Genomic DNA, 12341 nt, shown 5'->3' on the forward strand with positions numbered 1-12341 from the left:
TTTCTAGTAATTGCGGAAAATCCGCGATCTGTGGGCATTTGCTGTTCCTAGACCAAAATCCTCGAGTGTTCGATACTTCGGGGGGAGATCCAGAACAGCCTTTTACTATTTGGTGGAACTGCCGAAAAGACATATCATTTTAATGGTTTATACAACTAAGGAGACTGTTCATGAAATCACCACGTGATGTTGTTCTTGTAGAAGGTGTTCGCACTCCCTTCGCGAAAGCAGGAACAAAACTTAAAAAAGTACACCCGGCTGAATTGGGTAAAGTCGCTCTGAAACAAGTTATCGCCCAGACAAATCTGGATGTGAACCTTGTTGATGAAGTGATCATCGGGAACACTGGAAATCCTCCGGACTCTGTGAATATCTCGCGCGTGGTGGCATTGAACGCTGGCATTCCTTTGAAAACATCTGCATACACAGTTCACAGAAACTGTGCGTCTGCACTTGAGTCCATTTCCAATGGTTTTGAAAAAATCAAATCCGGCACCATGGATGTGATCCTTGCGGGCGGGACTGAAAACATGTCCCAGATGCCGACGCTGCCGCCGAAAAAATTCCAGGAAATCTACGAAAAACTTTTCGCTGCGAAAGGGCCGAAACAAGCATTGCCGCTGTTGTGGTCTTTGTTCAAAGCAGACGTGAAACAGATCAAAGCTTTGTTGTCCGGTAACATGCGTGATGAATACTTCCCGGTGATTTCCGTGATGATGGGTCTGACAGATCCTTTTGTCGGCATCAACATGGGGCAAACAGCCGAGATCCTGGCAAAAGAGTGGGGTCTGTCCCGTGAAACTCAAGACAGATTCGCTCTGCGCTCGCACCAGTTGGCGTCCAAAGCCATGAAAGAGGGCCGCATGCGTGAAGAGATCGCGCCTGTCTATCTGGCTCCTGAATACAAAGAAGTGATCAGCGATGACATCGGTCCGCGTGATACGCAAACAATGGAAGCCCTGGCGAAGCTGAAGCCGTTCTTTGATAAGGCGACAGGTTCTATCACGGCAGGGAACTCCTGCCCGATCACAGATGGCGCGGCCATGGTGCTTATGATGTCCCGTGAAAAAGCCGAAGCCCTGGGTTACAAGCCACTGGCAACAATCCGTTCTTACGGTTTTGCGGGTCTTGAACCAGAGCGCATGGGCTTGGGCCCGGTTTATTCCACTCCGGTGGCGTTGAAGCGTGCGGGTCTTTCCATGAAAGATATCGGCCTGGTTGAATTGAACGAAGCTTTCGCGGCTCAGGTTCTTTCCTGCCAAAAGGCATTTGATTCTGACAAATTCGGTCAGGAAAAATTGGGATTGTCTTCCAAGATTGGTGAAATCCGTGATGATATTCTGAATGTCAACGGCGGAGCCATCGCACTTGGTCACCCAGTGGGCGCAACCGGCACCCGTATCGTTCTGACTTTGGCCAAAGAAATGAAACGCAGAAACACCCAGTTTGGTCTGGCGACTTTGTGTATCGGTGGTGGCCAAGGGGGATCCATGATCCTTGAGAACGAAGGCTAAAAGAAGCTCTCGGTACCGAAGCCCTTGGGACAGAGCCCGGCTCTGCGCTCATAGGCTTCGGACAGTCCTCGCGGACGCCATCCCTTTGGGATGAGCTGCTGCGGAACTTGCCTCTGAGCACAGATCCAGGCTCTGTCCCAAGGGCTTCGGGAGAGTTTCTTTGAGCTGGTTCGCAAGGACTGATTGTTGTGTGATTTTTTAAGTATGTTTTTAGATTTGCAACTTAGGAGTTTTCAGAATGTCTATTCAGGAAAGTATTAAAATTGTTCCTCAGGGTGAGGTTGCTGTTGTTGAGTTTGATCTGGTGGGGGAAAAAGTTAATAAGTTTTCTACGCCGGTGATGATGCGCCTTAAGGAAGTTGTCGAGGAGTTGAAGAAGTCCTCGTACAAGGCTGTTATTTTTAAATCCAACAAACCCAAGATCTTTATTGCGGGTGCGGATATTGAAGAAATCAAAAGCATGACCAAGGCTGAAGAATTTGAAGCTGCGGTGAAGGGTGGTCAGGAAGTTATCAGTATGGTTGAAGACCTGCCGATGCCGACGATTGCTGCTGTGAATGGTGCTTGTATGGGTGGGGGTTGTGAATTCATCCTTGCTTGTGATTACCGTATTGCTTCCGAGGATTCTTCCACGAAAATTGGTTTGCCGGAAATTCAACTGGGCATCCTGCCTGGTTTTGGTGGTTGTATTCGTCTGCCTCGCGTGATTGGTTTGCAGGCGGCTTTGGATATTATCCTGGCTGGTAAGTCTGTGAATTCCAAAAAGGCTTTGAAACTTGGTCTGGTGGATAAAGTTGTTCACGCGAACCTGCTTGAGTCCTTCTCTTTGAAATGGGCGAAAGAAATCATCGCGGATGGCGCTAAAAAGCGTCGTAAAACATTCAAGCCACAAGGGGCTGTGAATGTGATTTTGGAAAGCGCTTTGGGTCGCAGCATTGTCTTTAAGAAAGCCCGTGAGGGTGTGTTGAAGGCGACGAAGGGTCATTATCCAGCACCTTTGCAGGCGTTGGAAGTGATTCAGAAAACTTATGGTATGTCTGATCGCGATGCGGCTTTGCGTGTAGAGCGTGAAGGCTTCTGCAAGCTGGGTGTGACTGATATTTCCAAAAACCTGATCCACGTTTTCTATTTGACCGAGATGGTGAAAAAACAAAACGGTGTGCCGGGTGTGGATGTGAAGCCACGCGATGTGAAAGGTCTTGGTGTTTTGGGTGCTGGCACCATGGGTGGCGGTATTGCTTACGTGGCGGCAGACAAGGGCATTCAGGTTCGCATGAAGGACTTGAACACCGATGCGCTGGGTAAGGGTTTGAAGCACGCCAGCGATCTTTGGATGAAACTTGTGAAAAGAAAATCCATCGACAAGTATCAGTTCCAGCAAAAAATGGATCTGGTGTCTGTTTCCACTGATTACGCAGGTTTCAAAAATCTGGATGTTGTCGTTGAAGCCATCGTTGAAGACATGGGTGTTAAGCAAAAAGTTATAGGTGAGTGCGCAGGTCAAATGCGTCCTGACGCCATTATCGCGACCAACACCAGCTCCCTGTCTGTGACTGAAATGGCCAAAGGTCATCCACGTCCGGAGTATTTCGCGGGTATGCACTTCTTCAATCCGGTGAATAAAATGCCATTGATCGAAGTCATCCGTGGTGAAAAGACTTCTGACGAAACAATTGCAACTATTTACGAGCTGTCCAAAAAAATGGGCAAGATGCCAGTGGTGGTAAAAGACGGTCCGGGCTTCCTGGTGAATCGTTTGCTTTTGCCTTACATGGGCGAAGCGGCGTTCTTGCTTCAGGAAGGCATGAGCATCGAATTCGTCGACAAGGTTTACGTGAAAGAATTCGGTATGCCGATGGGTCCATTTGAATTGATGGATGAAGTTGGTTTGGATGTTTGTTTGAAGGTTCTTAAAATCTTCAAAAAAGCCTTCGGCGAGCGTATCGAGCTGGCGGCTTGTATGGAAGCTCTGGGGAATTCCGGTCGCCTGGGTCGTAAGAACGGCAAGGGGTTCTATACATACGGTGAAGACGGTAAGCGTGGCGCTGTGGATCAGACTGTGTATGCAGCTTTGGGTCTGGGTCAGCCGACCAATCCATACGATGGCAAAGAGTGCATCGAGCGTGGTGTCTTTGCGATGATCAATGAGTGCTCTTTGGCGCTGGTTGAAGATCGTATCGTGGAAACTCCGCACGAAGTGGATCTGGCGATGATCATGGGTACGGGCTTCCCGCCGTTCCGTGGTGGTCTGATGAAGTACACCGACAGCATTGGCACTCAGTATGTGGCCGACCAGCTGGCGATGTACGCTTCCAGCCGCAAAGCAGCTCGCCTGAAACCGGCGACTCCGCTAACGAACATGGCAAAATCAAACAGCAAGTTCTACAAATAGTTTTTTAGTATTTTTGTAAGCAACAGCTGTTGGTTTTTTATTCGACAGCTAAGCTGGTTTTCAAAAAAAAAGCCTTCAACAATGTTGGGGGCTTTTTTATTTCTATTCATGATTTCTGCACGCCGCCATCGCTACGGCGGCGGAAAGCGTCAACTATCCCGTGATTTGATCCTGAAATCGAGATAATTGTAAATGCGCCGGAATCTGTTTGCCGGAAAGACTTTCTGCCAGCACGCGGGCAGCGTGAAAGCTTAATCCCATGCCGTGTCCAGAGCATCCCGCCATCACATGCAGACCCTGACGGTTGGGAACTTCGCCAATCATCATTTGTCCATCCGGGGAATAGCCCATAATACCAGACCACTGATAGGCAATGCGCGCGTCTTTGCCGTGTTTAAAGTGACTGCGCACAAAATCAATCAAAGCTTGCTGAATCAGCGGTGTGGTGGCATCAGTCCAGGTGTTTTCGGTTTCAACCGATAGATTTCTAAACCCACCAATCAACAGGTGTCCCGACGGCAGTTGGCGGAAATAACAAAGATGCTTCGTCAGGTAGCACGGTCCTTTTACGAACGCTGGCAGGGGTTCTGTGACCAGAATCTGTCCACGGCCAGCGCGAATAAGGTTTGCGAACTCGGGCGCCACCAGGGGCAAATAGGCATTCAAAGTCAATAGCACTTTCGGTGCGCTGAACAGGCCTTGGTCCGTTTGCAGGACATGGCCTTGAGCTTTGTGAACCACCGAAAACACTTCTGTGCTTTCAAAGATTTCAGCCTTCAAACGAGCACGCATTTTTTCAATCAGCTTTACCGGATGGACGTAGCCATCCCCCGTGTACTGGATGCCGCCGTCAAAGCCCGTGACGCCATAGTCGCGTTCCATATCTTCCGGGCCCACTTCCAAAACATCTATACCGACAGAGCGCATGATTTGCGCGGCTTTCTGATATTTTTCCCAATGGGCAGCGCTCGGGGCCACCGTGCAGGATCCCGTGTGGCGGAAGTCCACAGCATCCAGATCCTTGCCGATGATTTCGTCTAAAAGCAGTCGGCGGTTTTCTTCAGAAAACTTCCAGATCTCGGCGGCTTTTTCCAGGCCGAATTGTTCCTGCAGTTTCATGAAATGTTCCGTCGATCCGCAGGTCACAAAGCCCGCGTTGCGGCCCGAAGCGCCAAAGGCCACGCGGTGCTTTTCAAGGATCGCAATTTTTAAATCAGGATTTTCTTTTTCCAGCCAGTACGCAGTCGACAGCCCGGCAATACCCGCGCCGACGATGACGACATCAAATTGTTTTCTTTTTTGCGAAGCGGATTGGTCAAGCCACAGCGAGATACTCATAAAAGTCCTTAAAGATACTTGATCATTTCTTCGGCCGTGCAACGGCAGGGTTTTCCATCGCGGATGCAGGTGTAATCGACATCAATCCAGTAATTCGGGTGCGTCGCCACACTTGTAAAACCGTATTTCGTCAGATAGCGGATGGAAGAATTGTTCGGGGATTCTTTCCAGGCGTGGGTGATCACGGCTTTCGCGCCCAGTTTGCGGAAGCATTCCAAGGCCGCATCAGAAAGTTTCGGCCCCCAGCCGCCACCCTGAACTTCCGGCGCAATGAAAAGACTTTGAAAATAGGCGGCACTTTCCAAGGGCACATTCCAAAGCTCCGGATGCAGTTTTGAGCCTTTGCCTTTGCTCCACGCGCCGGGAGGATAAGCCAGACGGAAGCCTTTGATATGGTTCTGATCATCGATCAAAACAAAGGAACACATCACGCCTTGGGATTGGGATTTATTGAAGCAGTCTTGCAGTTCGCTTTCGGAAAAGTAGCCCATGCCGATCGTCGAATCGGTAAAAGCTTTCACCAGAGGCAGGTCGGTCAGTTCCAGCGGGCGCAGTTTCATGCCCTCATAAACTCATATCCCGAAAACGGGGTCAAGTTATATGGGCATTTCGTCATAGCCATCGCCGCGGCCGACGTTCAGGGAAAAGCGACGGTGTTCCTGATCCCAGTGCGCCTGAATGGCGATAGGGTGGCAGCACACTTCGCAGTCATAGATAAACTCCTGATCGTCGCCGTCCTCATGGTAAAGGGTCATCGCAAATTTTTCCCGGCAATGCGGGCAGATGACTTTATAGTCCATAGGGCCTTCTTTCTGCTTTCATTGTCTGAAATCTGAATGAACAAGCAAAGAAGGCCTGCTAAGAAACAGCGCTTAAGTCTCTTTTCCCAGGGCTTGAGTCAGGAATTTATGGCAGGCAAAGAACATAACTCCGGGGATCAGACTTAAGACTGCCAAGAGCAGCCAGAACTGGTCTTTCCCCATGGTCTCATAGAACATGCCCACGTAACCTGCGACGTAGTTTCCGAAGAAGGCCGCCAGGAACCACACACCCATCATCATCGATACAATTTTGGCCGGGGAAACTTTCGTCACCACCGACAGACCGATCGGTGAAATGTAAAGCTCTGCCATAGTCAGCAGGAAGGTCGAACCCAACAGCCACATCACAGATCCTTGGCCGCCGCCCACGATTTTTGCCGCGAAGTACATGACCACCAAGGCCACCGCACCCAGCACACAACCCAGGGCCATCTTGGTGACCGTGGAAGGAGCCTTGCCATACTTAGCCTGCCATGCCCAGAAACGGTCCAATAGCGGCGCAAACAGAATGATGATAAGAGGGTTGAAGCTTTGATACCACGTGGAAGGAATCTCCCATCCGAAGAAGTTCCAGTCGGTCTGCTGATCCGCCCACAATTGCATGGTGTTACCCTGCTGTTCGTAAACCCCCCAGAAGAAGATCGTGACCATGCACAGGACCGTCAGGGCGATGGTGCGGGTCCATTCTTCGCGGGTCATCGGTTTGTGCGCGACAGCTTCGACTTCCCTGATGGATTTTTTGTGTTCAGTTTCAGGCAGGTGTTTGCCGCCGAAGTGATAGATCGCCAGGGATAAAAGCATGCCCACGCCCGCAGCGCCAAAGCCCCAGTGCCAGCCGACTTTTTGCCCCAGAGTTCCGCAAATCAGTGGCGACATAATCGCCCCCAGATTGATACCCATATAGAAAATCGTGTAAGCCCCGTCGCGGCGGTTGTCGCCTTGAGCGTAAAGGCCGCCCACTTGGGTCGAGATGTTGGGTTTAAAGAAGCCGTTCCCCACGATCAGGAAAAGCAAGGCCGGGAAGAACAGGCTTTCCACCGCCATCAGGAAGTGGCCGATGGCCATCAAAAAGCCGCCGACATACACCGAACGGCGCTGGCCGATGAAGCGATCGGCGATAATTCCGCCGAAAAAGGGTGTAAAATAAACAAGGCCCGTGTACAGCCCGTAAATTTGTGAGGACATGGCCTGCACGGACATTTCGCCATAGAAGTATCCCAGGAAGGATTTAAGGGCCGAAAAGCCCCAAATTTCTTTGCCGTGCTGAGCTTCCAGGAACAGGTACTGAGTCATGTAAAGCACCAGAAGCACTCTCATGCCGTAATATGAGAATCTTTCCCACATCTCAGTGAAGAAGAGTGTAAAAAGTCCTCGTGGATGCCCCATGAAGGTGGTGGAATCTGCGGCCATGAAACTCCTGTCAATGTAATGAACATTGCAATTTTCTTTTTTTCAGAACTCTTTTGATCTTGGCAATACTTTGGCATAAATGCACTGAAATTAAATGCATCAGAAATTTCAGAGGGGGCCATTCATGGCGGTTAAAAAGAACATCCTGGTTGTGGGCGCATTGCTTTCTTCGACGCTTCTTTCGGCGTGCACCCAGTTCGAGGCAAAGCCGCTGGATCAAATCATCCAGGCCAAGCAGGCTCCTGCAAACTCTCTGAGTACCTTCAGCAATCCGGCTGACATCCCGGCAAATGCCGCGTGCAAACAGGCTTCCTGTGTCACCATTCAAAAAAGCTCTTTGGGGAAGATCTTCCTGCTGATGGCTTCTGGTATCACTTCCGGAATGACGCCACAGTGGTACGACCTGAAACCTTTGGTGGTGAGCTTTGAAAAATCCGGCAACCGCCTGGCTTTGATCGGCGAAAACTACAACAGCATCTATTCTGAAATCCGCACCGTGAATCTGATCCAGAGCTTCGAAGTGATTTCTGAAGACGCAAATTCCATCACGTTCGACTGGGGACAGGGGCTTAAGAGTTTTGTCCTTCAGCGTTCCTATGACGTGGATGCCCCTCGCGGAAATGTGGATCTGACCGACAGCTCCTTGGCGTCTTTGCCGGTGATTGATTCTTTTGTGACTGGAATCAAGTTTGATGAAAAGAACATCGAGCTGAATCAGTTGTCCAAGATCCGCAGCGACAATATCAAAGTCGGTTCTGACAAGTCCCTGAATCACGAACCGCGTGAAGAAACTCTGAATATGAACATTCAGATTCGCGCCTATGATCTTTCCAAGAACTTCAAGGCCAAAGAATACGACAGCTCCCGCCGGGTGGGTTTCTTCGTTACCAAATACCGTAAGCTTGGCTACAGCAAGGAAATGACGAACCTGATCACCAAGTGGGATATTTCCCCGGAAAAAGGCCCGATCAAGGTGCGTGTTTCAGAAGCGGTTCCAGAAGACTATCTGACAGCTGTGACTGAAGGCGCGCTTTACTGGAATAAAGTTTTTGGCCGTGATGTGATCCAGGTGGTGACGGGTGTTCCTGTGGATGCCAAGCCGGAAGATCGCAGCATCATCGTGCGCTGGATTCCCTGGCTTGATTCCGGTGCGGCCTATGCAATTGGTCAGTCAGATCCTTTGACGGGCGAGCTTTTGCGCGCTCAGGTGTTTATGCCTTCCGTGTTCACCTCTGTGGGCTCTGCCGATCTGGTGAAGCTGAACGGTGATGTGCCGGTGGTGGCTGCAGGTGCGATTGCCTGTGACTTGACCCCGTCATTGCTGGCCCTGAATAAGATTGCCCGTGAAGCGGGGGATTCTCAGCGTCTAAGACTGGCTCAGGACAGTGTGCGTGCCACGGTGGCGCACGAACTGGGGCATGCTTTGGGGATGCGCCATAACTTCGCGGGTTCTTCTTCCGCGAAAGTATCCACTCAGGAAATTTACGAATCAGCCAAGACTTATTTGCGTGATCCAAATCACCAGGGTCTGGAAACATCCACCAGTATCATGGACTATGTCAGCGGTATTGATGACATCCTGATGTCGGGCCGTATCAAGTATGCGGCGCTTTCTTATGACAAGATGGCGATGGACTGGGCTTATTCTGACAACAACACGGCTTTGGATGAAAAAATCAGCCGTTATTGCACGGATGATGATATCGCCGTGGCGAATTCTCAAGGTTTGCAGATCTATGGTTGCGAGCGTTTTGATGCTGGTAACAACCCATTGCTGCGTAAGTATCTGGATGCGGTGGATGAGCGTGATGATCTGGTGAAGGTTCTGTTTGCCTCCATCATTGGTCGTTTGTACCCGGCTGATCAGCCGGGCGTGGTTCGTAATCTGGAAACGGTATTGGCGGACACTGTAAAATGGGGTCGTGCGAATATTGATCTGTCTTTTGTTTCTCAGGTTCTTTTTGACAGTACAAAGGCGGGGCAGCCGGCAGCAAGCTTTGCTTCTTTGACGGCAGTGAAAACCGGCAAGATCATGTATGCACGTCTGGGTCTTGATGAACAGCTGATGAAAGAGCGTGCGGCATCCTTGAAAGAAGTCGGCGGCTATGCGGCGATGCTGAATGGTTTGATGCGCGATAAAAACGGCAACATCAACATGAAATGGCTGGATCAGCAGATTGAAGAGCTGAAAGCGGCCCCGTACCTGGCTGGTGGTAAAACTTTGGGTGGTCGTGAGTATGTTCTGACCGAGGCCCAACAAAGAAAGATCCTGAAGTTCATGGACAGCCTCCGTCCGGTGAATGACAAGATTTTGTTGGCTGGTGGCGCGACCTTGTTGCCGAAATTGAACGAAGCCGTGGAAGATGCCAATGGCGCTAAATCCATCGTGACCTCTTTGCTGGGTCAGAACCTGTTGGATGAAGCGGAAGCAGAGTCCCTGACGGCGTTGTATCTGGATCTGGCGCAGGCAGCGACGGGGACAGTGGTGGTGAAAGTGGGCCCGGGCCTTGCTAAAGAAGTGACCTTGCCCTATTCCTGGTTGAAGGCGGATGAAAAGGCTTACTTCGGGAAGTTATTGTCTTCTCAGGGGCTGCGCTTTGATATGACTTTGCGTGTGGCGAAAGCCCGCTCTGAACAGCTGCAAAAGATCGCGGGCTTGTTATCTGAGATTGATCCATCTTTGGATCCGGTGACTGAGCCGAACCTGACCGCTTTGCCATTGCGTCTTTTGACCGGAGGTTTGGTGGATGCCGCAGCGGCGGCTTGGTTGAAGGCTGAAATTGAAGTTCTGACAGCTTTGAGCAAGATTCAATAGCATCTATATATAGAGCACGTTTTGATGAAAAGGCCGGCTTTGCACCGGCCTTTTTTATTTGTCTCAAAGCGAGACGGGAATCAGTGACTGTCGAAAGTTTTTGCGCCTGCGTCCCTGAAATGGCGCCCTTGGCATCTTCGTATCAGCGCGAAACGAAAAAGGGGTGCCAGATCGATTATAGGTATGGCACGACTGGTCCGCCTCTTGCCTTAGGGATATGCAGGAGGCGATTATGACAAACTCTATCTTTAAAAATAAAATGCTGGGTGTGTTGCTGCTGGCGGTTCTTTCCCTCAGTGCATGTGCCAAGAAGGATAGCAGCTCTGTTCGCGTCGCAGGCCGCACAACCAACACAGGAACAACTTCCGGTGGCGGTGTCAGCCAGGGTGGAACGACAACAAGTGGTACTTGCGGTACTTCCTCTGCCGGTAAAATCTTTGATCAGTATGCTTCCCCTCAATTTGAAACTCAGGTGAAGAACTTTGTTTCTGCTACTTTGGACCCACAATCATTGGGCACGGTGAGCGGCAACATCAATGACAGAACCGGTGTGGATCTTTTTGCAACCTTCAAATTCGACAGCGCGGGCAGCCTGATTCCGGCTGAATCCAACATGTTGATCAAGATCTTCGATTCTTATGCGAATCAGGTTTATCAGGGGCAAGTGATCCAGCCTTACTCTGTGTCTTTCTCTCAGGCTTCTGAGGGCATGATTGATCGCAATACGCGTCAATTCCAGGTTAAATTCAGAGACGGTTATGGTGAAATCATCTTCCAAGGTGCTTACGATAACAGCATCGCCGAAGGCACTGTTTACTACCAGAACTATACAGCGGTTTCCGGTTATCAGCCAGCCAGCGGTACTCTGGGTAACTTCCGCATGTATGCCTGCTCCTTGATCAAATAAGCGCCGCGTCTTGCTTCACCCCCTATCGAGTTTGAAGATAGGGGAATGCCTCAACGTTTCATTTTCGAATCATCTATTTTAGACTCCGTTGTCGGAGGACATTCAGCCATCGATATTCCAAGGCTGAATATTCATTCCCTCGAGGCTGCCAGTTCCTTCTTATTAAGCTATGGCTTTGATATCACCCGCGAAGACGACCTGGAAAGGTTGTGGTACTTCCATCGTCGTGCTTTGGTGTTGATGCTGGAAAAGCTGGGTTTTCAGGACACCGATCTTCCTGAAGTATTCCGTGACCGCAAAAAACTGGGCGACATCCGCCAGCTTCTGATTTTTGCAAGTTCCCAAAATCCGGAAGAACAACAGCTGCAGCGCTGGGCCTGTGCGATCATCCGCTGCATGCACGTCTTTGTGCATGCGGAAAATGACCTGTTCAGTTCATTTTCTGAAGAAATCCAGTCCCAGATCCTGACGCCTTTCCAGAACTGCATCCTGCATGACGGAAACACCCATCGCACCTTTATGAAAAGCCCCACCGACCAGTTGGATCAGGTGGAGCTGATGGGCTTTGAAGTAAAACCCTTCAAAACTTCATCCAGCACCGTGATCAAACTTTTGGCCAAGCCCGATGCGCTGGCAATGAAGATCTTTGACAAGCTGGGGGTTCGCTTTGTGACCCGCAATCTGTTTGATTCCTTCCAGGTCGTGCGCTTCCTGATCAAAGAAGACATCATCAGCTTTCCGCACATCATGCCGGATCAAAGTTCGAACAATCTTTACCCGGTGAATCTGTTCATGAGCGTGTGTGATGATCTGTCCCACCGTCTGGACACCCTGGATGAAAAAAGCATTCAGGAAGCCTTTGACCAGAAACTGGCCGAAGAAGGCGAGAACGTAAAGTTCCTGCGCAAGGAAAACTTCTTCTCGGGTGAAGACTATAAATTTATCAAATTCATTTCCCGTAAGCTGGTTCATATCAAACCTCAGGGGGGCAAAGAGGCCTTTAGCTTCTTCTATCCATTCGAGGTGCAGATCATGGATAAGTCCGCTCACGATCGCATTTTGTCCGGTCCCAGCGAACATCAGGCTTACAAGGAACGTCAACGAACAGCCGCGAGAAAACGCCTGTTCCCGGATCCAGGTTAAT

9 protein-coding genes are annotated in these 12341 nt (G+C 50.2%); 5 read left to right on the plus strand and 4 right to left on the minus strand.

Annotated elements, in window-relative coordinates; all coding sequences use genetic code 11:
• The first annotated feature begins 170 nt into the window (after positions 1–170).
• Together AC04MQ_RS14270 and AC04MQ_RS14275 are read left to right on the plus strand one after the other, a co-directional pair.
• The gene (locus tag AC04MQ_RS14270) at positions 171–1514 is read left to right on the plus strand and encodes a thiolase family protein (RefSeq protein WP_015090946.1); all 1344 of its coding nucleotides are present in this window, start codon (positions 171–173) and stop codon (positions 1512–1514) included.
• Between the two features lie 238 nt (positions 1515–1752).
• Positions 1753–3906 (plus strand): 3-hydroxyacyl-CoA dehydrogenase NAD-binding domain-containing protein, encoded by a 2154-nt coding sequence (locus tag AC04MQ_RS14275; protein ID WP_475392407.1) that lies wholly within the window; start codon positions 1753–1755, stop codon positions 3904–3906.
• A gap of 153 nt (positions 3907–4059) precedes the next feature.
• Here the strand turns inward: AC04MQ_RS14275 and AC04MQ_RS14280 are convergent, their stop codons facing one another.
• The 4 genes from AC04MQ_RS14280 to AC04MQ_RS14295 form a co-directional block, all read right to left on the minus strand.
• The gene (locus tag AC04MQ_RS14280; RefSeq protein ID WP_475392408.1) at positions 4060–5244 is read right to left on the minus strand and encodes an NAD(P)/FAD-dependent oxidoreductase; all 1185 of its coding nucleotides are present in this window, start codon (positions 5242–5244) and stop codon (positions 4060–4062) included.
• Positions 5245–5252: 8 nt separating this feature from the next.
• Positions 5253–5804 (minus strand): GNAT family N-acetyltransferase, encoded by a 552-nt coding sequence (locus AC04MQ_RS14285; protein ID WP_015090949.1) that lies wholly within the window; start codon positions 5802–5804, stop codon positions 5253–5255.
• A gap of 36 nt (positions 5805–5840) precedes the next feature.
• Positions 5841–6044 (minus strand): CPXCG motif-containing cysteine-rich protein, encoded by a 204-nt coding sequence (locus AC04MQ_RS14290; RefSeq protein WP_015090950.1) that lies wholly within the window; start codon positions 6042–6044, stop codon positions 5841–5843.
• Positions 6045–6116: 72 nt separating this feature from the next.
• Complete coding sequence (locus AC04MQ_RS14295) at positions 6117–7475, minus strand: peptide MFS transporter (RefSeq protein ID WP_015090951.1); 1359 nt, start codon at positions 7473–7475, stop codon at positions 6117–6119.
• Positions 7476–7599: 124 nt separating this feature from the next.
• Between AC04MQ_RS14295 and AC04MQ_RS14300 the strand changes: the two genes are divergently transcribed.
• From AC04MQ_RS14300 to AC04MQ_RS14310, 3 genes are all read left to right on the plus strand, one after another.
• The gene (locus AC04MQ_RS14300) at positions 7600–10290 is read left to right on the plus strand and encodes a zinc-dependent metalloprotease (RefSeq protein ID WP_015090952.1); all 2691 of its coding nucleotides are present in this window, start codon (positions 7600–7602) and stop codon (positions 10288–10290) included.
• A gap of 232 nt (positions 10291–10522) precedes the next feature.
• Positions 10523–11197: a hypothetical protein gene (locus AC04MQ_RS14305; RefSeq protein ID WP_148278785.1), complete on the plus strand. Its 675-nt coding sequence runs from the start codon at positions 10523–10525 to the stop codon at positions 11195–11197.
• Positions 11198–11242: 45 nt separating this feature from the next.
• Positions 11243–12340: a TIGR04552 family protein gene (locus AC04MQ_RS14310; protein WP_015090954.1), complete on the plus strand. Its 1098-nt coding sequence runs from the start codon at positions 11243–11245 to the stop codon at positions 12338–12340.
• The last annotated feature ends 1 nt before the right edge of the window (position 12341 follow it).

The sequence above is a fragment of the Bdellovibrio sp. MYbb2 genome, from assembly GCF_056175685.1.